The organism is Mesorhizobium sp. B2-3-13 (genome assembly GCF_006442195.1).
Lineage (GTDB): Bacteria > Pseudomonadota > Alphaproteobacteria > Rhizobiales > Rhizobiaceae > Mesorhizobium > Mesorhizobium salmacidum.
This window is the reverse complement of sequence record NZ_VFVQ01000001.1, coordinates 143641-165087: the sequence shown is the minus strand read 5'-3', so window position 1 is coordinate 165087 and position 21447 is coordinate 143641. Positions and strand designations below refer to the sequence as shown.

The window sequence follows — 21447 nt, the reverse complement described above, 5'->3', positions numbered from 1 at the left end:
GGCGGCCTATCTGAGCTTGAGGGTGGAGAGGCCGACCAGCGCCAGGATGACGGCGATGATCCAGAAGCGGATCACCACCTGGCTTTCGGTCCAACCGAGCTTTTCAAAATGATGATGGATCGGCGCCATCAGGAACACGCGCTTGCCGGTCATCTTGAAGTAGCCGACCTGGATGATGACCGAGAGGATTTCGACCACGAACAGGCCGCCGACGATGACGAGCACGATCTCGTGCTTGGTGGCGACCGCGACCGTGCCGATCAGACCGCCCATGGCGAGCGACCCGGTGTCGCCCATGAAGATCGCCGCGGGCGGCGCGTTGAACCAGAGGAAGCCGAGGCCGGCGCCGATGACCGCGCCAAGCACGACCGCCAGTTCACCGGTGCCGGGCACGAAATGGATCTGCAGATATTCGGCGAACACCGCGTTGCCCGAGAGATAGGCGATGACGCCGAAGGACGCCGCCGCGATCATGATCGGCACGATCGCCAGACCGTCGAGGCCGTCGGTCAGATTCACCGCATTGCCGGCGCCGACGATGACGAAGCAGGAGAACGGAATGAAGAACCAGCCGAGGTTGATGATGAATTCCTTGGCGAAGGGGAAGGTCAGCGACGACGAGAACGGCGCCTGGCCATTGTGCATGATCGCCCAGGCGGCGATGCCGGCGATAATGAATTCCAACGCAAGCCGCGCCTTGCCGGAGAAGCCGAGATGCGACTGCTTCGTCACCTTCAGATAATCGTCGTAGAAGCCGATCAAGCCGAAGCCGAGTGTCACCAACAGCACCACCCAGACATAGATGCTCGACAGGTTCGCCCACAAAAGCGACGAGCCGATGATGCCGGACAGGATCATCAGGCCGCCCATGGTCGGCGTGCCCGCCTTCTTGAAATGGGTCTGCGGCCCGTCGGCGCGGATCGGTTGACCCTTGCCTTGCCTGAGCCGCAGCGAATTGATGATGGTCGGCCCGAAGATGAAGACGATCAGCGCCGAGGTGATCAGCGCGCCGCCGGTGCGGAACGTGATGTAGCGGAAGACATTGAAGACAGAGACCTTGTCCGCGAAATCGACCAGCAGTGTGAACATGCGCTTTCGTTCCCCGACTAGGTCTGGTTACTGGTTATCGTCTTGGCCGGGAATTTGCCCAGCAGCGCATCGACCAGTTTTGCAAAACCGATGCCCTTCGACGATTTGATCATCACCACGTCGCCCGGCTTCAGCGCGGCGAGCAGCACCGGCTTCAACTCCTCGACGCCGGCGCGGTATTCCGTCCTGATATCGCCCGGCAGCGCTTCCGCCAGCGACCGCATTTCCGGCCCGCCGAGAAAGACTGTCCGCGTGCCCGTGCCGACGATGAGATCGGCAAGAGCGGCATGCAGCTTGGCCGAGTGGTCGCCGAGCTCCAGCATATCGCCAAGCACGGCGATGCGCCTGCCCTCGCCCGTCACCGGCGTCGCATTGAGCAGCGCCATGGCGGCCGCCATCGAGGCCGGATTGGCGTTGTAGCTCTCGTCGATCAGCGTGATTTGGCCACCGGGCTGGTCCGAAGCCGAGCCACCGGGCTGGCCCGAAGTCGAGCCGCCGGGGTGCCGCAGCACGTGGCGCTTGCCGCGCCCGCGCTCGGCCGAGAGATCGGCCAGCGCCAATGCAACTTTGTCGAGATCGGCGCCAATCAGATGCGCGGCGCCAAGCACCGCCAGCACGTTCTGCACCATGTGCCGGCCGGGAGCTCCGATACGGGCGATCATATCGTGGCCGCTGATCCTGGCGGCGATGTCGGAATGATCGGCATGCAACTCGCACTTGACCAGCTTGAAGGTCGAGCGAGCATTCTCGCCGAAGCCATAGACATGCTCGACGCCGGCAGCCTGTGCCATCTTGTCCAGCAGCTTGAAACGCGCATCGTCGCGGTTGAGCACCGCGGCACCGTCGGGCTCCAGACCCTCGAAAATCTCGGCCTTGGCCTTGGCGATCTCGTCCAGATTGCGAAAGAAGCCAAGATGCGCGGCCGCGATCATGGTGACGATGGCGACATGCGGCCGCACCATCTTCACCAGCGGCCGTATCTCGCCGGGATGATTCATGCCGATCTCGAACACGGCATAGTCGCAGTCAGCCGGCATGCGCGCCAGGGTCAGCGGCACCCCCCAATGGTTGTTGAAGGACTGCGCCGAGGCATGCACCTTGCCAACGGCTGAAAGCACGTGGCGAAGCGCCTCCTTGGTTGTGGTCTTGCCCGCGGAGCCGGTCACCGCGATGATCCTGGCCTGCGAGCGGGCGCGCGCCGCGACACCGAGCTTTTCGAGCGCAACCAGCACGTCCTCGACGACGATGATCGGCGCCGTCAGCCGGCCAAGAGACGGCAACTTGCCTTCCGCCACCACCAGCACGCCGGCGCCGGCCTTGATGGCGGCGGTGACGAAGTCATGGCCGTCCATCGCCTCGCCCTTGATGGCGAAGAAGGCCTCGCCCGGCTGCAGGCTGCGACTGTCGATCGAAATGCCCGATATGCCTTCGGGCATGGGGCCGAGCGGCCGCCCGTCCGTGGCGGCAACCAGCGTTTCGGATGTCCACAGCAAACTCATGCGGCACGCTCCCTGAGCGCGGCGCGCACTTCCTCATGGTCGGAAAAATGCAGGGTTTCAGAGCCGATCGTCTGGCCTTCCTCATGGCCCTTGCCGGCCACGATCAGCGTGTCGCCGGCATGCAGCATGCCGACAGCCTCGTGGATTGCCTTGCGCCGGTCGCCGATCTCGATGGCACCGGGCGCAGCGGCGAGAATGGCGGCGCGGATGGTCTCGGGCACTTCGGAGCGCGGATTGTCGTCGGTGACGATGACGACATCGGCGAGCCGGGTCGCGATCTCGCCCATGATCGGTCGTTTTCCCCGGTCACGATCGCCACCGCAGCCGAACACGACCATCACGCGCCCGGTGGTGAACGGACGCACCGAGGACAGAACATTCTCCAGCGCATCGGGCTTGTGGGCGTAATCGACATAGACCGGCGCGCCGCTCGCCGTGGTGCCGACCAGGTCTAGCCGGCCCGGCGCGCCTTTCAATTTCTCCAATGCTGCCAAGGCTTTGGCGACAGGTGTTCCTGTGGAAATGGCAAGCCCCGCCGAAACCAGCGCATTCGCTATCTGGAAATCGCCGGCGAGCGGCAGGTCGATCTCGTGGATCACACCGTCGGCCTCGACCTCGGCACGCTGGCGATGACGCTCATGCTCGACCCGCTTCAGCCTGAGGAAATCGCCATGGCGGCCGACCGTCAGCACGTCGAGCCCAGCGGCCAGCGCCGCCTTTATCGTCGGTTCCGACCACGGATCGTCGGCGAAGACAACGGCCGGTGCGCCCTTCGGCAGCAGCGTGTCGAACAGGCGCAATTTGGCGCGATGATAATCCTCGATCGTCGGGTGGTAATCCATGTGGTCGCGGCCGAGATTGGTGAAGCCGCCAGCCGAGAGCTTCACCCCATCGAGGCGGCGCTGGTCGAGCCCATGGCTGGAGGCCTCCATCGAGGCGTGGGTAACGCCGGCATCGGCCAATTCCCTCAACAACTGGTGCAGGGCGACCGGATCGGGTGTCGTCAGCGAACCATATTCGTTGCGGCCGGGCGCGACCACGCCGGTGGTGCCGATCGAGGCGGCTGCGTATCCCGCCTGCTCCCATATCTGCCTGGTGAAGGCGGCGACCGACGTCTTGCCGCTGGTACCGGTCACGGCGACCATGGTTTGCGGCTGTCTGCGGAAGTAGCGGGCGGCACTCAACGCCAGTGCCAGGCGCGGATCATCGACCGCCAGCACCGGAACCGGCAAATCGGCAAGGGCGCTGCCCGCGACGATCGCGGCAGCGCCACGCCGGGCCGCGTCGGCGGCGTAGCTGGCGCCATCGGCCCTGGTGCCGGCAAGCGCGAAAAAGAGGACGCCCGGTTTTACCTGGCGGGAATCCGACGAGATGCCGGAAACCTCCAGATCGGCGGAAGCTGTTCCTTCGACTGGCAGGATACCGGCTAGATCTTTGAGCTTCATCGAGTCCCGTTCACCGCAACAAAATAGCGCGCAGTTGCCGGCGCGCCCCAAGAATCACTGATAGGAAACCAGCGTTGCACCATTTTCATGGCTGAAATCTGGCTTCACGCCAAGCATGGCCGCTGCACGCCTGATGATATTGCCTGCCATTACCCCTGCATTGTTGGCCGCGACGTCGGTCATCCCGGGCTTTTCCGGATGCGGGGCGTCGGCGATCGTGAACACCAGATATTGCGGATCATCCATCGGGAAGGCGGCGACAAAGGTGTTGAAATTCAACTCCTTCGAGTAACGGCCATTGATGACCTTCTCGGCCGTTCCGGTCTTGCCGCCGACGCGGTAGCCGGGAACCCGGGCGTTTCTGGCCGAACCCTTCTCGGCGTTGAGCGAATAGAGGTAGCGCATGCCCTCGACAGTTTTTTCGGCAACCACTTTCTTGGCCGCCGCCATCGCATCCTCTTGGCTGCGGACCAGGAATGTCGGCTGCATCAGGAATCCGCCATTGACCAGCGCCGCGCAGCCGACAGCCGCTTGCAGCGGCGTCGTCGACACGCCATGGCCGAAGGCGATGGTGAACGAATTGACCTGCTTCCAGACCTTCGGCTCGGTCGGGCGGGCAACTTCGGGCAGTTCGGTCTGCATCTTCTCCAGAATGCCGAGGCGATGCAGGAATTCGCGATGCGCCTCGATGCCGACCAGCTCGGCCTCCCTGGCCGACCCGATATTGGAGGAATAGAGGAACACCTCCGGCAACGACAGCACGCGGTTCTTGCCGTGGAAATCGTGAATGGCCTGGTGGCCGACCCGGATTGGATGCGAAGCGTCGAAGCGGCTCGACATCGTCGCCTTGCCGGAATCGAGCGCCATGGCCGAGGTGAAGCTCTTGAACGTCGAGCCCATCTCATAGAGTCCCGCCGACATCCGGTTGAGCCGGTCCTTGTCCTGCGCATTGTATGGATTGTTCGGATCGAAATCCGGCACCGACGCCATGGCGACCACTTCGCCGGTCTTGACGTTGAGCACGACGGCGCCAGCCCCCATGGCGCGATAGCGTTCCAGGCCGGCGGCGATCTCGTCGCGCACCACATGCTGGACGCGCAGATCGATCGAAAGCTTGACCGGTCTGAGATCCTTCGCCACCGCCAGGCCCGACGCCTGCAGGTCGCTCAGGCCCTGCTCATCGATATATTTCTCCATGCCGGAGATGCCCTGGTTGTCGATGTTGGTCAGGCCGACAATGTAGGATGAGGTTTCGCCGCTCGGATAAAAACGGCGCTTTTCGGTGCGGAAGCCAAAACCGGGAATGCCGAGCTGCATAATGTCGGCCTGCTGCTTGGGCGTCAGCTGCCGCTGCAGCCAGACGAAGCCGGCGCCGCTCTTCAGCTTGTGATAGGTCTGCTCATAGTCGATCTCGGGCAGCACCGTCGACAGCTTTTCGATCGCCTCGTCGGCATCGACGATGCGGCGCGGCTCGGCGAACAGCGACGCTGTCTTGATGTCGGTGGCCAGCACTTCGCCGTTGCGATCGACAATGTCGGGACGTGACGCGGTCACCCGGCTTTGCGGACCGCCCGACAGGTCGGGTGTCTGGAAACCGAGATAGACCAGCCGTCCGGATATAGTCGAGAAAATGCCGAAGAATACCGCCATCGTCATCACGATGCGCGCCTTGCCCTTGCCGCCGGTCGCCTTGCGGGCGCCTTCGACCACGATCGACCCGTCCTCGCCCGTCCTGGCGCGGCCTACCGTGGCGAAGCGTTTCAGCAGTTTGCCGATCATTGGGCGATGTCTCCGGTCACGACGGGATCCTTGTCGCCCAAGGGCGCCTTGTCGGAATTGTCGGCCATGGCGCCTTGGCGCCCGTTCAGGATGTCCTGGATGTCGAGGGCCTTGGCCGGCAGGTCGCCCAGGCCCACGATCTGCCGGGCACTGACCGGCTCCAAAGCGAGCTGCGATTTGTAGAGCTCGGCGAGCTTCTGCAGCCGCGACGGCTGGGTGAGCAAGCTCCAGTCGGCCTTGAGAAGGTCGATCGTGTCCTCCTCGTAACGTATCTCGGCATGGATCTTCTGCACGGCCGCCAACTGGTCCTCGGCCTCGCGCTTGGCCTTGTAGGTCAGGGCGGCGGCCGAAACCATGACGGCGATCAGGACAATATCGCTGGTACGAAACACGTGCTTACCTCTCCCCCGGCCGGTCGATGCCAGGAAGTTTTGGAAGACCGAAGATCGAGAAATCGCCGCTGCGCGCCGGAGCCTCGGTGCGGATCGCCGCACGCAGTCTGGCCGAGCGGGCGCGCGGGTTGGCCGCAACCTCGGCGTCGCCTGCCGTCACGCCGCCACCAGCCTTGCGGAAAGTCGCGGTGCGCGCCTGCGCCTCCGGCATGTGGCGCGAGCCGGTCATGGCGTCGGCGCGGTCGGCGATGAAACGCTTGACGATGCGGTCTTCCAGCGAATGGAACGTCACCACGACAAGGCGGCCGCCGGGCTTCAGCGCGCGTTCGGCCGCGAACAGTGCCCTGGCCAATTCACCAAGCTCGTCATTGACGAAGATGCGCAGCGCCTGGAAGACGCGCGTCGCCGGATGGATCTTGTCCTTCGGCGCGCGGCCGATATGCGTCTCGATCGCGTCGGCGAGTTCCAGCGTTCGCTCGAACGGGCGTTTTTCCCGGCGCGCCTCGATCATGCGGGCGATACGGCCGGCGTGACGCTCCTCGCCGAGGAAGCCGAAGATGCGGGCAAGGTCGCCCGGCTTGAAACTGTTGACGACATCGGCGGCGCTCAGTCCCGCCTGCGCCATGCGCATGTCGAGCGGTCCGTCGTTGCGGAAGGAAAAGCCGCGCTCGGCCTGGTCGAGCTGCATCGAGGAGACGCCGATGTCGAGCACGACGCCGTCGGCGCTTTCGACGTGTTCGTCGAGCGTCGAGAACGGCGCCTGCACGAGCCGCAGCCGGCCCCCGGACCACGCCTCGAGGTCGCGGCCGGCCGCGATGGCATCCGGATCGCGGTCGATGGCAACGACGGACGCGCCGGCCGCCAGGATGGCCTTGGTGTAGCCGCCGGCGCCAAACGTACCGTCGATGATGATGTCGCCCTCTGCCGGCGCCAGCGCTTCCAGCACTTCGCCAAGGAGGACCGGAATGTGGCGGACCGATCCGCCAACGGCGTTGATATCATCGCCGTGGCCCACCGTCATTCCGGTCGCTCCCCAGCCTTGGCCTCGTGAGCCTTCGTCCGCTGCCGAAGCTGCAAAAGCCTGGCCCGCGCCTGCGCTCCATAGGTCGCAAGCCGTCCCGGCTCCCAGATCTGAAAGAAATTGCCGCGCCCGACAAAGGCCACCTCCGCCGAGATGCCGGCATGCTCGCGAATGAAATCGGTCATGGTGATGCGGCCGTCCTGGTCGAGTTTCAGGAATGCGCCGTCGCCATGGCAGAAGAACGACATGTCGTCCGCAGTCTGCAGGAACGGGTCTTCCCGCGCGATGCGCTGCTCGTAGCGGTCGAGCAGATCGAGCCCGCCGACATCCATCGCCGGCAGGTCCAGGCAGCGCAGCGCGTAGAGCTCCGAATAGCCGCGCTTCTGCACCACGGCACGAAAATGCGCAGGAACGGACACCCGCCCCTTCGCATCGATCCTGCTCACCGTGTTCGACAGAAACCGGTCCATCACACGTTGCGGCCGCTTGCGCCGCCGCACCCCTCTTCATCGTGCCGCACGCGCCACCGCCGCGCATTGCCTGCCCCGCACCCACCTCGTCCACACGGGCGAAAACCGGCAAACGCACAGCCGCCGCGGCTGCCCGATTGGCGTACGCTCTACCCTGACGCGGAACGAAGGCTTTGATGTCTGGATGGGATATCATGGGGCACTATGGGCGTCAACGGGAATAGGCTTCTCAAACACGCGCACCATGCCGACGAGAAGGCTTTGACAGCACGTCTCGTCTTTATGGTCTATTAAGCCTAACGAACCGTTTAGAGCCTGCCTGGCCCAACTTGAGGCGCCTTGCCGCGAGCCGCGGCCGGGCATAGCGTCTCGCCCTTCTCACCGATCACCAAGGGATTTGAAATCGATGTCTGAAACTGCGAAGTCGCGCGCTGCAGCCCTTCCCCATTTGCGTCGCGGCGGGTTTGCCATGGGCGATTCCATTCCCCTGCCCCTGACCATGGCCGCCATTTTCCATGCTCCGGGCGATGCCACCGGCTTCAACCAGTACGGCCGCTTCAGCAACCCGACCTGGGATGCCGTCGAACACATGTTGTCTCATTTGGAAGACGCGCCTTGCGTCGGTTTTCCCTCGGGGATGGCGGCGATCTCGGCGGCATTCTTTGCCGTGCTCAAGGCCGGCGACCATATCCTGCTGCCTTCGGACGGCTACCATACCACCAGGGCGCTGGCCGATCGTTTCCTGAAGCCGCTCGGCGTCACCTACGATGTCAGACCGACATCGACTTTCCTCGACGGCGGCTTCGATGGCTACCGCCTGGCCTTCGTCGAAACGCCAGCCAATCCGGGGCTGGACATCTGCGATATCGCAGCTGTCTCCGAAGCCGTTCACAAGGCCGGCGCGCTGCTGGTGATCGACAACACGACGATGACGCCCTTCGGCCAGCGCCCTCTCGATCACGGCGCCGATATCGTTGTCGCCGCCGACACCAAGGCGCCCAATGGCCATTCCGACGTGCTGTTCGGCCATGTCGCCAGCCGCAATGCGGATATCATCGCCGCCGTGACCGGCTGGCGCGAGGTCTCGGGCAGCATCCCCGGCCCATTCGAAGCCTGGCTGGTGCATCGCGGCCTGGAAACACTCGATGTGCGCTTCGACCGTATGTGCTCATCGGCGGAAGTGATCGCGCGGCGCCTGCAGGGGCATCGGGCGATCACCGGCCTGCGCTATCCCGGACTGGAAGGCGATCCCTCGCACAATCTTGCCCGCGCCCAGATGGAGCGCTTCGGCTTCCTCATCTCCTTCGAACTCGCTTCCGAGCAGAAAGCCGAGGATTTCATCAACAATTGCAGCCTGATGCAGGCCGCGACCTCCTTCGGTGGCGTCCACACTTCGGCTGAGCGGCGGCTTAAGCGAGGCGATGCGGTTCCGGCCGGCTTCGTTCGCTTGTCGGTAGGCTGTGAGCCCGTGGAAGAACTCTGGAAGGCGATCGAGGCCTCGCTGGGCAGGATCAGCGGCTGACAAATCGACAAGCGGTTCAGTGTTTGATAGACTCGCCGAACCGCTCTAACTCTTTGTCTTTACGCAATTCCGCCAGGGAAAGCGCTACGCGCTTTTCCCGGGAAAGGCGCTGCGCGCTTTCCTGGAATCGCTCTACGAGCCGAGGTCATCGGCTTCGATGTTGCGACGACCATGCAGCACGCGAAGAATTTCGATCGCATCACCGCCGACCGGTACAAGGTGAGATATTCGCCGACAATCAGATGGCGGATACCCGGCGCTATGTCGTCGCGCGGCGCACCTGAGAAGGGATGCAAGGTCAGCAAATCCCAACGTCTTTCCAGCGCATCCACGAGGCGAACAGCAGCGCCGCGCCGTTGGATCAGAAGCTGCACCCATGGGTGCAACCTTCCTAGATGTAGCGGAGAGAAACTGCCAGCTGGCCTGTAAGCCGGGTTTTGTATGGCCCTCGCCCCTTGCGAGACGAGAACGTGGCGGCCATTCATCTTGGGCGCATGTTGCCATGCGCCTCACGCAACCTACCCGGACGGTGAGCTGGAAACAGCCCTCGAGAGTTTCCCCTCGCACCGCCCCTATTCGGTCTTGCTCCCGGTGGGGTTTACCGTGCCGCTCCTGTTGCCAGTCGCGCGGTGGGCTCTTACCCCACCCTTTCACCCTTACCCCGACAAAGTCGTGGCGGTTTGCTTTCTGTGGCACTTTCCCTGGGGTCGCCCCCGCCGGCCATTAACCGGCACCGTGTCTCCATGGAGCCCGGACTTTCCTCACCCGCGGCCTTTCGGCGTTTGCGGGTGCGGCCGCCCGGCCAGCTGGCAGGGCGTATAAAGGGGTTCACACCACAAAACGCAACCAAAAAAGCCGGTCGGGACCGGTTCTTGTCAAGCCGGCGCGCCGACGGCCGCCAACTGAACCTTGACCTTGCTGCAGTAAGCCGCCGAAACCGGGTTCATCCGGGTGGCGCCATGGCCGGCATTGTATTTCAGGATCGTGCCGCAGGTCGTGCCACCGCCGAGGTCGCGCGCCATAGCGAGGTACTTCATGCCGTATTTGATGTTGGTGTCGGGATCGAACAGGCCTTTGGCCGACCCGCTGTAACCCATCATGCGCGCGGTTGCCGGCTTGATCTGCATCAGGCCGATCTCGCCGGCGCCGCCGACCATGTTCGGCCGGTAGTTGCTTTCGATCTGGATCACGGCGTTGGCCAGCGACACCGGAACGCCGTAGCTCGCCGCGTAGCGGGCGACAATCGCGGAATACTGGCCGCCGCTCGTCACTGCCGCGGTCGCCGCAGCGACGTTGCTGAGACCGATCGATGCCGTCGTCGTCATGTCCACGGTTTTGCGACCGCGCTTTGTCTGCCTCTTGGCAGAGGATTTCCTTGCCTTGGTCCAGCTTGCCTTTTCCACTTTCGCGGAAGCGTGCTTCGTCGTCGCCTTAGCACTCTTGCTGCTTTTGGCCGAAATGGCCTTGCCTTTGGCGGGTGCCGCGACGAAGCCCTGGTCGGCCCGCGGGCTGAACGGCGCGGCGTCGGCCGCACCGAAGGCAAAACTCATTACGCCGGCAGCAAGAGCTGCCGTTAAAACCGTCAATTTCTGCATGTGATCCTGTTCTGTTGGGACCGCGCGAAGATCTTCGCGTGGCATCGCTTGATCAATATCGGAACACCCGAGGGGCTGGACGTCCGACAAACTGTACGAAAAGCCCTTTGAAGCCCGATTTGGCGCCAATAAAGGCGGGGCAAGTCACTTTAAGTGACAGTTTGTAACTTTAGGGCCAGGGAGGATTACTTGAATCAGGAATTGACCCAGGGTCAACTCCTGACGGAAGCAAGCAGCTTCTGCAGTGTGCGCATCGTCGAGCCGTCGGCAACTCCGTCGATCCGGCGCGGCCGGAAATGCCGTTGGAAGGCCTCGACCACGACCCGTGTCCGATCGTCGAAAACGCCCGATATCTCGACACCATAGCCATAGAGCGACAGCATCGACTGCAGTGTCTCGACATCGGCACCGCGGTCGCCGGGCTTCAGCGCGGCTCCGCGCCTGACGGGAGAGGCTGGCACGAGATGGCCGACCCCTGCCTTGAACAGCGCGGCCCATGGAAACTTCTCGCCGGGATCAATCTTGCGGCCCGGCGCCACATCGGAGTGCGCCAGCACCCGCTCGGCGCCGATCGCATGCCGCGCGGCAATCCCCTTGCACAGCTCGATGACCGCCGTGATCTGACGTTTCGGAAAGCCGGGATAGCCCAGTGAATGGCCCGGATTGACGATTTCGATGCCGACCGAGCAGGAATTGATGTCGGTGCGTCCGAACCAGGAACTCTGGCCGGCATGCCAGGCGCGGTCGCTTTCCCGGACCATCTGCACGATATGGCCATTCTCATGGACAAGATAATGCGACGAGACTTCACTCGCCGGGTCGCACAGCCAGGCTTCGGCCCCGGTACCACTCGCCATACCGGTATAGTGCAGCACGATCATGTCGGGCTTCTGCGCGTCGCGCCTTGGCCCGAAATTCGGCGATACCCTGACCTCGGCGCTCGGCTCGTCGGGCAGGAAGCCGGTCATGCGTGCCGCAGGCCCCGCTCGATCATCTCATAAGCGGCGTTGATCGCCGCGACCCTGGTCGTCGCGATCTTGATGAATTCCTGCGGCAACCCGCGCGCGATCAACCGATCCGGATGGTTGTCCGACACCAGCTTGCGATAGCGTTTTCTAACCTCCTCGAACGGCTTGCCGCGCTCGATGCCGAGCACGACATAGGGGTCGCCTGCGCCAAGATTGACGTGCCGCGCCAAGATCGATTCGTAATGCGTTTCATCGATGCGGAAGATCTCGGCGATACGATGCAGGAAGATGCCTTCGCGCTCATGCACCAGCCCATCGGCCTTGGCGATGTGGAACAGGCCGTCGAGTATGTCTTCCAGCATCACGCAATTGGAGTGCCCGGAGCCGCAGAGCTGCGCCATGCGCTCGGCATAGGTTTCGAAACCGGCCACGTCCCGCTGGGCGAGATCGAACAGCCGCGCAACGTTGCGCGTCTCTTTCGGCGGCACTTCGAAGATTTCCTGAAAGGCGCGTACCTCATCCTGGGTGACGATGCCGTCGGCCTTGGCCATCTTGGCCGAAAGCGCGATCATCGCCACCGAGAAGGCGACGCGGCGGCGCAAGTCGGCGTCGCCGGAAAAAACCGTGCGCACAGCCTCGACCACATCGGCGACACCAGAGGTGGTTGAAGACGAAACCCGCGTGATGAAGTCGCCGAGGCGGTCCCAAATCGACATGGCCCGCTTCATAGAGCCAACCGATCCCCGCTATCAAGTCAATAACAGCCATCTGTCGGGTCTGTGAACGAGAGGCGCATTGCCGGTGCCTATGCGAGAAAGGCCGGCGTAGAGCCGGCCTCTCTCCCAAGGCACTTACTGCTTACAAACTACTGCGCGGGCGCAGGAGCAGGCGTTGCCGGAGCCGGCTCGGCAGGCTTGGTCGAATTGTCAGCCGGAGCCGCGGGCTTCATCGGCTGCTCGGCAGGCGGCGGATTGGTGCTCTGCGTTGTGGTGTTGTCGGTGCCTGTGCCGCTGTCGCTGCAGGCCGCGACGCCCAGCAGGGCAAGGGCGGACAGGGAAGCAAGAACGAGCTTTTTCATTACATCTCTCCTTCGACACACGTTCACGTTGCGGTGAACGGTCGAGACACAAATGCCCGAGATTGCTATGGGTTTCGTAACGTTGCATTTCCACCTGTAACATCAATGGCATGCAAGCGTTATTGCTGCCGACGCTTCGGCGCTTTAACAACGACACCGGAAATGGAATACCGGAGACAGCCGCATGACCGCGAAATGGGATTTCTGGATCGATCGCGGCGGCACCTTCACCGATATTATCGGCCGTGACCCGCAAGGTGGGCTGCATCCGCGCAAGCTGCTGTCTGAGAATCCCGAAGCCTATGCCGACGCCGCCATTCAAGGCATTCGCGACCTGCTCGGCCTTGACACGGTCGCCGCGATCCCGTCCGGCCTGATCGGCGACATCAAGATGGGAACCACGGTGGCCACCAACGCCCTTCTGGAACGCAAGGGCGACCGCGTCTTGTTGCTCATCACCAGGGGGTTTCGCGATGCGCTCAGGATAGCCTACCAGGCACGACCCGACATTTTCGCCAAGGAGATCATCCTCCCCGAGCAACTCTACGAGCGCGTCATCGAGATCGACGAGCGTGTGCTCGCCGACGGCTGCGTCGAACGGTTGCTCGACATATCAGCTTGCCGGCCGGCCATAGAACAAGCGAAAGCCGATGGCATCGATGCCGTTGCGATCGCCTTCATGCATGCCTGGAAATATCCTGATCACGAGAAGGCGGTGGCCAAGGTCTGCCGCAAGCTTGGTTTCGGCCAGGTCTCGGTCAGCCACGAGGTCTCGCCGCTGATCAAACTGGTCGGCCGCGGCGACACCGCGGTGGTGGATGCTTATCTGTCACCCATCCTCTCACGCTACGTACAGCGGGTGGCGGGAGAACTGGGTGCGGCGGGAGAAAACGACGAATCCCCTCGCCTCATGTTCATGATGTCTTCTGGCGGCCTCACCGCCGCCGACATGTTCCAGGGCAAGGACGCGCTGTTGTCGGGCCCGGCCGGCGGCGTGGTCGGCATGGTCGAGACGGCGAAGCTCGCCGGTTTCGACAAGGTCATCGGCTTCGACATGGGCGGCACGTCCACGGACGTCGCCCACTATGACGGCGATTATGAGCGTGCCTTCGACACCGAGGTCGCCGGCGTGCGTGTCCGCGCGCCGATGATGCGCATCCACACCGTCGCCGCCGGCGGCGGCTCGATCCTGCATTACGAGGCCGGCCGCTTCCGCGTCGGACCGGACTCCGCTGGTGCCAATCCCGGCCCCGCCGCCTACCGGCGCGGCGGCCCGCTGGCCGTCACCGATGCCAACGTCATGCTGGGCAAGCTGCGGCCCGATTTCTTCCCGTCGATCTTCGGCCCCGGCCAGGACGCGCCGCTCGACGCGGAAACCGTGCGCGCGAAATTCACGGCTCTTGCCGCCGGGATCGGTGACGGCCGCTCGGCGGAAGCGGTCGCCGAAGGCTTCGTCACCATCGCGGTCGAGAACATGGCCAATGCGATCAAGAAGATTTCCGTGCAGCGCGGCTACGACGTCACCGAATATCTCCTGAACTGTTTCGGCGGCGCCGGCGGACAGCACGCCTGCCTGGTCGCCGACGCGCTCGGCATGGAGGCGGTGCTGATCCATCCCTTCTCCGGCTTGCTGTCGGCCTATGGGATCGGCCTGGCCTCGATCTTTGCCTCGCGCCAGCAGGCGCTGCTGAAGCCTCTCGCCGAAGAATCCAGAACAGAAATCGGCGGCCTCATCGCCACCTTGAAAAAGGCGGTGATCGCGGAGTTGGCGGCGCAAGGCATCGCCGAGGGCTCGGTTTCCACCAGGCCCGTACTGCACATTCGCTATGACGGCACTGACACGGCACTGCCGGTGAATTTCGAGGCAGACTCGATCTTCCAGGCCAGGCGCGATTTCGAAATCGCCCACAAGGCACAATTCGGCTTCGTTTATGACGACAAGCCAATGATCGTCGAGACCGTCGGCGTCGAAGGCACCGAAACCGGCCAGACCAGCGCCGGGGCCTTTGCGCCTGCCGGACCTGCAAGGGTCAAGTCAGCCACTTCCGATACCCGGCGCATCTACACGGAAGGCCGGTGGCGTGAAGCTGGCGTCTACCGTCGCGAGACCCTCGGACCGTCCAATCTGGTCGCCGGGCCCGCCTTGATCATCGAGCCGAACCAGACCATCGTCGTCGAGCCGGGCTGGCAAGCCGAAATCACCAACCTCAATCACGTTGTCATACGCCGTACGGAAAAGAAAGCGCGCGCCGCTGCCCTTGGCACCGAGGCCGATCCGGTGATGCTCGAAGTCTTCAACAATCTCTTCATGTCCATCGCGGAGCAAATGGGCGTGACGCTGCAGAACACCGCCTACTCCGTCAACATCAAGGAAAGGCTCGATTTTTCCTGCGCCGTCTTCGACCACACCGGGGCGCTGGTCGCCAATGCGCCGCACATGCCGGTGCATCTCGGCTCCATGGACCGTTCAGTCGAAACCATCATCCGGCTGAACTCCGGCGACATTCATCCCGGCGACGTCTTTGCCTTGAACGCCCCCTATAATGGCGGTACGCATCTGCCCGACATCACCGTGGTGACGCCGGTCTTCGACGATGCCCGGAAAAGCATTCTCTTCTGGGCGGCCTCGCGCGGGCATCATGCCGACATTGGCGGCACCGCGCCGGGCTCGATGACGCCGCTCGCCACCACGGTCGACGAGGAAGGCGTGCTGTTCGACAATTTCCGCATCGTCGACCGCGGAAAATTCCGCGAAAAGGAGCTGCACACGCTGCTCACGGACCACCGCTACCCAGCCCGCAACCCGCACCAGAACATCGCCGATCTGAAGGCACAGATCGCCGCCAACGAGAAAGGCGTGGCGGAACTTCGCAAGATGGTGGGGCATTTCGGCCTCGACGTCGTCGAAGCCTATATGGGCCATGTGCAGGACAACGCGGCCGAGAGCGTGCGCCGCGTGCTGGAGCGGCTGCCGGACACGTCGGAATATGAATATCCGACCGACACCGGCCAGGTCATCAAGGTGAAGATCACCGTCGACCGGCAAAAACGCGAGGCGACCGTCGACTTCACCGGCACGTCGCCTGTCATGAAGAACAACTTCAATGCGCCCGAGCCGGTCGCCCGCGCTGCGGTCCTCTATGCGTTCCGCGTCATGGTCGAGGACATGATCCCGATGAATGCGGGATGCCTCAGGCCGATCAATATCGTCATTCCCGACGGCTGCATGCTCAAGCCCACCTACCCTGCCGCCGTCGTCGCCGGCAATGTCGAGACCTCGCAGCACGTCACCAACGCCCTGTTCGGCGCCATGGGCGCGATGGCCAACGCGCAGGGCACGATGAACAACCTGACCTTCGGCAACAAGCAGTATCAGTATTACGAGACGATCTGCTCCGGCTCGCCGGCCGGCCATATGAACTCCGGTCGCGGCTTTGCCGGTACCTCCGGCGTCCACACCCACATGACCAATTCGCGCCTCACCGACCCGGAGGTGCTGGAACTGCGCTTCCCCGTGGTGCTGGAGGATTTTCACATCCGCCAGGGATCCGGCGGTAAGGGCAAATGGAACGCCGGCGACGGCACCAAACGCACCATTCGCTTCCTCGAGAAGATGGAATGCGCGATCCTGTCCTCGCACCGCAACCGCCCGCCGCAAGGGTTAGACGGCGGCGGCGACGGCGAGGTCGGCTCGACCAAGGTGCGCCGCAACGACGGCACGGTCGACGTGCTGAAGGCTTGCGATCAGACCGTGCTCGACGCCGGTGAGGCCGTCATCGTGACCACGCCGACGCCGGGCGGGTTCGGTACGCTATAAAGAAGGCGTCAACAGGCTGTCACCGGCCTGTCATGACCCTGCGTTACCCGCTTGCGCCAAAGCAAATGGGGAATCACTTTGCCATGACGGACGTCTCCGCAGATCTGGTTTTTCGCCGCGGCAAGGAAGTTGGAAAAGCCGTTTACCAGAACCGCCCGCTTTCGAAAGCCGGCATCTCCGAGCGGCTGTTCGCCTTCCTGTTTTCCGGCCTCGTCTATCCGCAGATCTGGGAAGACCCTGACGTCGACATGGAGGCGATGCAGCTTGGCCAGGGCCACCGGGTCGTCACCATCGCGTCGGGCGGCTGCAACATCCTCGCCTACCTTACCCGCTCGCCGGCACAGATCGACGCCGTCGATCTCAACGCGGCCCACATCGCGCTGAACCGCATGAAGCTGGAGGCGGTTCGCCATCTGCCTTCGCAAGGTGACCTGTTCCGTTTCTTCGGTGCGGCGGACATGAGCCACAATTCCGAAGCCTACGATCGCTTCATCGCCCCGCACCTCGATCCGGTCAGCCGTCATTACTGGGAGCGCCGCAACTGGCGTGGCAACAGGCGCATTGGCGTTTTCGACCGCAATTTCTACCAGACCGGCCTGCTCGGCCTGTTCATCGCCATGGGCCACCGCACGGCGAAATTCTTCGGCGTCAACCCGGCCCGCATGATGGAAGCCAGGAACATCGGCGAACAGCGCCGCTTCTTCAACGAGGAGCTGGCGCCGGTCTTCGACAAGAAGCTTCTGAAATGGGCGACGTCGCGAAAAGCCTCGCTGTTCGGCCTCGGCATCCCTCCGGCGCAGTATGACTCGCTGATCACCTCCGGCGACGGCACCATGGCCAGCGTGCTGAAGGCCCGGCTGGAAAAGCTCGCCTGCGATTTCCCTTTGGAAAATAACTACTTCGCTTGGCAGGCTTTCGCCCGCCGCTATCCCGAGCCCGGCGAGGCCGCCTTGCCCGCCTATCTGGAAAAGCGCAACTACGAGACCATCCGCGGCAATATCGACCGCGTCGCCATCCACCATGCCAACCTGATCGAATTCCTCGCCGGCAAGGATGCCGGCGCCGTCGACCGCTTCATCCTGCTCGACGCACAGGACTGGATGACCGACGACCAGCTCAACGCGCTGTGGTTGGAGATCACCCGCACCGCCTCCGCCGGGGCCCGCGTCATCTTCCGCACCGCCGCCGAGCCGAGTCTGCTGCCGGGGCGCGTCTCGACATCGCTGCTCGATCAGTGGGACTATCAGAACCAAGCATCGCGCGAATTCTCGGCCCGCGACCGCTCCGCCATCTATGGCGGCTTCCACCTCTATGTGAAGCGCGCGGCATGAGCACGACGGAGCTGCCGGCCAGCCATGCCGAACTGATGGACGGCGTCTACCGCTGGCAGCGCCATATCTACGACCTGACCCGCAAATACTACCTGCTCGGCCGCGACCGGATGATCGCGGGGCTGGACGTGCCGCAAGGCGGCACCGTTCTGGAGCTCGGCTGCGGCACCGGCCGCAACATCATCCTCGCCGCCCGCGCCTATCCCGACACCCGTTTCTTCGGCCTCGATATTTCGGCCGAAATGCTGGAAACGGCCGGCAAGGCAATCGACCGCGAAGGCCTCTCGGATCGCGTCACGCTGGCAAGGGGCGACGCCACCGATTTCGATTCAGAGGCGCTTTATGGCGTCGAACGGTTCGACCGCATCTTCGTATCCTATTCGCTATCGATGATCCCGGGCTGGGAGAAGACGGCCTCGGCAGCACTTGCCGCGCTGGCCCCGACGGGCTCGCTGCACATAGTCGATTTCGGCCAGCAGGAAGGTTTGCCGGGCTGGTTCCGCACCTTGCTGCGCGGCTGGCTGAAAAAATTCCACGTCACGCCGCGCGAATCCCTGTGCGACGTTCTGGAATCGGAAGCCGAGCGAACCGGCGCAACCTTCCGTTTTCGCACGCTTTATCGTGGCTATGCCTGGCTGGCCGTGATCGGGCCACGGAGCTAGTTAATGCAGCGCCTTCACCAGCGCCCCCACCAACGCCTGCGGCCGATAATTGAGCTTGGCCGGCGTTAGCCCGAGCCGCACCACCACCAATTGCTCGGATGGAATGATGGCGACGGTCTGCCCGTCATGCCCTTCCATCCAGTAAGTGTCCTTCGGCAGGCCGGCGGCGACACCGGCACCGGGGTTTTCCTCGTCGCCCGGTGCTTCGATCCACAACTGGCCCTTGCCGTAGACTTTCGAGGCGGATGCCGGCTCACGCATCCAATCGACGAAGCCGGCCGGCAGGACCTGGTTGCCATTCCATACCCCGCCCTGCAGCAGGAACTGGCCGAACCGGGCCCAGTCATGCGCCGTGGCGTAGAGATAGGACGAGCCGACGAAAGTGCCCTGCTCGTCGGTTTCGAGCACCGCGCTGTGCATGCCGAGCGGCTCGAACAGCGCCATGCGCGGCCACGTCAATGCCTTGGCCTTGTCGCCGATCGCGTCCTGCCAGAGGCGCGACAGCATCACCGCCGTGCCGCTGGAATAGGAAAACACCTTGCCGACCTCGCCGGTGAGGGGTTTGGAGCCGGCAAAACCCGCCATGTCGGGTTCGAGGTAGAGCATGCGCGTCACATCGGCGACGTCGCCATAGTCTTCGTTGAACTCCAGGCCGCTCGACATCGCCATCATGTCGGCAAGGCTGATCGCGGCGCGGCCATCCACCTTCCAGGGCGTGAACAGGCCCTTGTTGTCGACCGCCAGCTTGCCGTCCCTGATCAGTGTGCCGACGATGGCGGCGTTCACCGTCTTGGTCATCGACCAGCCGAGCAATGGCGTCTTGACCGAAAAGCCGTCGCCATAGCGTTCCGCGACGACCCGCCCGTTCTTGACCACGACGATCGCGCGCATGCCGGTGCCGGCCATCGCATTGTCCGCGACGATCTTCAAGATTTCAGGGTTCTGCGAGGCATCGACCCGTTCGCCCTCGGGCCACAGCGCATCCTGGCTTGTTGCCGCGGGTTCGGCATAGACCGCGGTGCGCCGCGCCTTGCCGACATCGCCGTCGGGAACCGAGGCGCAGCCCAGCCCGTCGCGGGCAACCGCCTCGCTCTTGCCGAGGAAACCAAGCAGGCCGGCCGACACCGTCCCCCGGTTCTTGTCGACGGAAACCCGCATCAAGCGCAGCAGCGGATGGCCGGGCGCCTGCACATCGACGGCCAGCACCTCGTTGGGATCGCGCCCGGCGATGAAGACGTTGGAGCAGACGATCTTGGCCGAATAGCCCGAGCCGACGCGGATGAGTTCCGGCGGCGCGAAATAGAGCCAGGCAACCAGCGCGGCGATAGCCAGCACGATCAGGCCAAGCAGCCATTTGACGATCTTGACGATGATCCGCATCCATTGCCTCCCAGACACTCGCCTGACGTTTATGTCATCGAATTGCCGCCATTGCTTCCGCAAAATCGGGCTTCTTGTCGAGCGCCATAAACCAGATATCAACCATGATCGGCGATCACAGGGATGCATGTCGCCCAAAGTGCGCAGCGGTTTTGCGACGACGACATGCACGAAAAACGAATAGGCTGGGCGATGCGTGGGGCGATCGCCTGGAGGGGGCCAGACCAACTTCGGCCATCAAGTGCACAGACCCATCAGCGACCGGCTGATTCCGGCTTGGAAGTTGCGATGCGCCGTCTTGCGGTCCTTTTCATGCTGACGCTGCTCGGCGCTTGCTCGACCGTGGACGATCTCTCGCCGCTGTCGCCGTCCGCGTCGAGCAGTCCGACGGTGGCCGTGCGCGCGCCGCGCTTTGCCGATTCCAAGCCGCATGAGTGGGACAGCGGCGCGCCGTGGAACTATGCCGTCCATGGCACCGACGTCTCCAAATACCAGACATCGATCGACTGGCCGACCGCCAAGGCCAGCGGTATCTCCTTCGCCTTCATCAAGGCAACCGAAGGCGGCGACCGATTCGATGAATATTTCAGCGAGCACTGGGCGCGCACGAAAGCCAACGGAATTCCACGCGCGGCCTATCATTTCTTCTATTTCTGCACGCCCGCCGCCGTGCAGGCGCGCTGGTTCATCCAGAATGTCCCCGTCGACCGCTCCGCATTGCCTCCGGTTCTCGACATGGAATGGAACCCGAACTCGCCGACCTGCCACCTGCGCCCCGACCCAGCCACGGTGCGCGCTGAGATGACCACCTTCCTTGAGATCGTAGAGCGGCGTTATGGCAAGAAGCCGATCATCTACACCTCGGTCGATTTCTTCGAGGACAACGAACTGTCGAGCTTCCGCGGCTATCCCTACTGGCTGCGCTCCGTCGCCGGGCACCCGCGCGAGAAATATGGCAGCCACCCCTTCACTTTCTGGCAGTACACCGGAACCGGCATCGTCCCCGGCATGACCGGCAAGTCCGACATCAACGTCTTCAACGGCTCGGAAGCCGCCTGGAATAAATGGTTGCGGCAGAACACCCGCTGACCCCGTGGCAACGGCAGCGAAGCCGCCTGGAAGAGGGGCCGCGGCAGAAGACCCGTTGACACCGTGGCAACGGCAGCAAGGGCGCCTCAAATAGGGCTGAAGCAGAAGACCCGTTGACGCCGTGGCAACGGCAGCGAAGCCGCCTGGAAGAGGGGCCGCGGCAGAAGACCCGTTGACGCCGTGGCAACGGCAGCGAACCCGCCTGGAAGAGGGGCCGCGGCAGAAGACCCGTTGACACCGGGCCTGCCGCCTGCTTTTCGACACTGCCAGCGGTAAAGAGTGCAACCGCAGGGCGTTGGGCTCTAGGCAC

General features: G+C 63.6%; 19 protein-coding genes and 1 other RNA gene. 6 read left to right on the top strand and 14 right to left on the bottom strand.

Going from position 1 to position 21447, the window contains the following annotated elements:
- Positions 1-6: 6 nt before the first annotated feature.
- From mraY to mraZ, 7 genes are read right to left on the bottom strand one after another with little or no spacing between them, the layout of a single operon-like run.
- On the bottom strand, positions 7-1089 hold the full coding sequence (gene mraY / locus FJ941_RS00730; RefSeq protein WP_140502418.1) for a phospho-N-acetylmuramoyl-pentapeptide-transferase: 1083 nt from the start codon (positions 1087-1089) through the stop codon (positions 7-9).
- Positions 1090-1106: 17 nt separating this feature from the next.
- Positions 1107-2588, bottom strand: coding sequence for a UDP-N-acetylmuramoylalanyl-D-glutamyl-2,6-diaminopimelate--D-alanyl-D-alanine ligase (locus FJ941_RS00725; RefSeq protein ID WP_140502416.1), 1482 nt, complete (start codon positions 2586-2588; stop codon positions 1107-1109).
- Positions 2585-4033, bottom strand: coding sequence for a UDP-N-acetylmuramoyl-L-alanyl-D-glutamate--2,6-diaminopimelate ligase (locus tag FJ941_RS00720; RefSeq protein ID WP_140502414.1), 1449 nt, complete (start codon positions 4031-4033; stop codon positions 2585-2587). Before FJ941_RS00720 ends, FJ941_RS00725 begins: the two co-directional genes overlap by 4 nt.
- Positions 4034-4087: 54 nt before the next feature.
- Positions 4088-5812, bottom strand: a complete 1725-nt coding sequence (locus FJ941_RS00715; RefSeq protein WP_140502413.1) for a penicillin-binding protein 2 — start codon at positions 5810-5812, stop codon at positions 4088-4090.
- Positions 5809-6204, bottom strand: coding sequence for a hypothetical protein (locus FJ941_RS00710; RefSeq protein ID WP_140502412.1), 396 nt, complete (start codon positions 6202-6204; stop codon positions 5809-5811). The genes FJ941_RS00715 and FJ941_RS00710 overlap by 4 nt, the downstream gene beginning before the upstream one ends.
- 4 nt (positions 6205-6208) lie before the next feature.
- A complete protein-coding gene (gene rsmH / locus FJ941_RS00705) occupies positions 6209-7225 on the bottom strand; it encodes a 16S rRNA (cytosine(1402)-N(4))-methyltransferase RsmH (protein ID WP_140502410.1) in 1017 nt (338 codons plus the stop codon).
- On the bottom strand, positions 7222-7695 hold the full coding sequence (gene mraZ, locus FJ941_RS00700) for a division/cell wall cluster transcriptional repressor MraZ (protein WP_140502409.1): 474 nt from the start codon (positions 7693-7695) through the stop codon (positions 7222-7224). The genes rsmH and mraZ overlap by 4 nt, the downstream gene beginning before the upstream one ends.
- Positions 7696-8101: 406 nt before the next feature.
- On the opposite strand from mraZ, the gene FJ941_RS00695 reads away from it, so the two are divergent.
- On the top strand, positions 8102-9217 hold the full coding sequence (locus FJ941_RS00695) for a cystathionine gamma-lyase (protein ID WP_140502407.1): 1116 nt from the start codon (positions 8102-8104) through the stop codon (positions 9215-9217).
- A 59-nt stretch (positions 9218-9276) separates the two neighbouring features.
- Here the strand turns inward: FJ941_RS00695 and FJ941_RS00690 are convergent, their stop codons facing one another.
- From FJ941_RS00690 to FJ941_RS00680, 3 genes are all read right to left on the bottom strand, one after another.
- A complete protein-coding gene (locus tag FJ941_RS00690) occupies positions 9277-9591 on the bottom strand; it encodes a type II toxin-antitoxin system RelE/ParE family toxin (RefSeq protein WP_246673649.1) in 315 nt (104 codons plus the stop codon).
- A gap of 36 nt (positions 9592-9627) precedes the next feature.
- Positions 9628-10027, bottom strand: an RNA gene (gene rnpB, locus FJ941_RS00685) — RNase P RNA component class A.
- 65 nt (positions 10028-10092) lie between these two features.
- Positions 10093-10677: a transglycosylase SLT domain-containing protein gene (locus tag FJ941_RS00680; RefSeq protein ID WP_246673663.1), complete on the bottom strand. Its 585-nt coding sequence runs from the start codon at positions 10675-10677 to the stop codon at positions 10093-10095.
- On the opposite strand from FJ941_RS00680, the gene FJ941_RS29275 reads away from it, so the two are divergent.
- Complete coding sequence (locus tag FJ941_RS29275; protein ID WP_246673665.1) at positions 10598-10816, top strand: hypothetical protein; 219 nt, start codon at positions 10598-10600, stop codon at positions 10814-10816. The two genes, FJ941_RS00680 and FJ941_RS29275, sit on opposite strands and share 80 nt — an antisense overlap.
- Before the next feature lie 208 nt (positions 10817-11024).
- Here the strand turns inward: FJ941_RS29275 and FJ941_RS00675 are convergent, their stop codons facing one another.
- From FJ941_RS00675 to FJ941_RS00665, 3 genes are all read right to left on the bottom strand, one after another.
- Positions 11025-11780 carry an N-acetylmuramoyl-L-alanine amidase gene (locus tag FJ941_RS00675; RefSeq protein ID WP_140502405.1) on the bottom strand — a complete coding sequence of 252 codons (756 nt, stop codon included), beginning with the start codon at positions 11778-11780 and terminating at the stop codon, positions 11025-11027.
- Complete coding sequence (locus FJ941_RS00670; protein WP_140502403.1) at positions 11777-12496, bottom strand: DnaJ family molecular chaperone; 720 nt, start codon at positions 12494-12496, stop codon at positions 11777-11779. The genes FJ941_RS00675 and FJ941_RS00670 overlap by 4 nt, the downstream gene beginning before the upstream one ends.
- Positions 12497-12645: 149 nt before the next feature.
- Entirely contained in the window at positions 12646-12858 is a 213-nt protein-coding gene (locus FJ941_RS00665) for a hypothetical protein (RefSeq protein ID WP_140502402.1), read from the bottom strand.
- A gap of 184 nt (positions 12859-13042) precedes the next feature.
- Here FJ941_RS00665 and FJ941_RS00660 point away from each other — a divergent pair, with 184 nt between their 5' ends.
- Genes FJ941_RS00660 through FJ941_RS00650 form a run of 3 tightly spaced genes read left to right on the top strand, consistent with a single transcriptional unit; the run spans position 13043 to position 18668 of the window.
- Positions 13043-16675, top strand: a complete 3633-nt coding sequence (locus tag FJ941_RS00660; protein WP_140502401.1) for a hydantoinase B/oxoprolinase family protein — start codon at positions 13043-13045, stop codon at positions 16673-16675.
- 32 nt (positions 16676-16707) lie between these two features.
- A complete protein-coding gene (locus FJ941_RS00655) occupies positions 16708-18006 on the top strand; it encodes a DUF3419 family protein (RefSeq protein ID WP_140502400.1) in 1299 nt (432 codons plus the stop codon).
- Positions 18003-18668: a class I SAM-dependent methyltransferase gene (locus tag FJ941_RS00650; protein WP_140502398.1), complete on the top strand. Its 666-nt coding sequence runs from the start codon at positions 18003-18005 to the stop codon at positions 18666-18668. The genes FJ941_RS00655 and FJ941_RS00650 overlap by 4 nt, the downstream gene beginning before the upstream one ends.
- Here FJ941_RS00650 and FJ941_RS00645 read toward each other — a convergent pair whose 3' ends face one another.
- Positions 18669-20048 (bottom strand): serine hydrolase, encoded by a 1380-nt coding sequence (locus FJ941_RS00645; protein WP_140502397.1) that lies wholly within the window; start codon positions 20046-20048, stop codon positions 18669-18671.
- 288 nt (positions 20049-20336) lie between these two features.
- On the opposite strand from FJ941_RS00645, the gene FJ941_RS00640 reads away from it, so the two are divergent.
- Complete coding sequence (locus tag FJ941_RS00640) at positions 20337-21137, top strand: GH25 family lysozyme (protein WP_140502396.1); 801 nt, start codon at positions 20337-20339, stop codon at positions 21135-21137.
- The last annotated feature ends 310 nt before the right edge of the window (positions 21138-21447 follow it).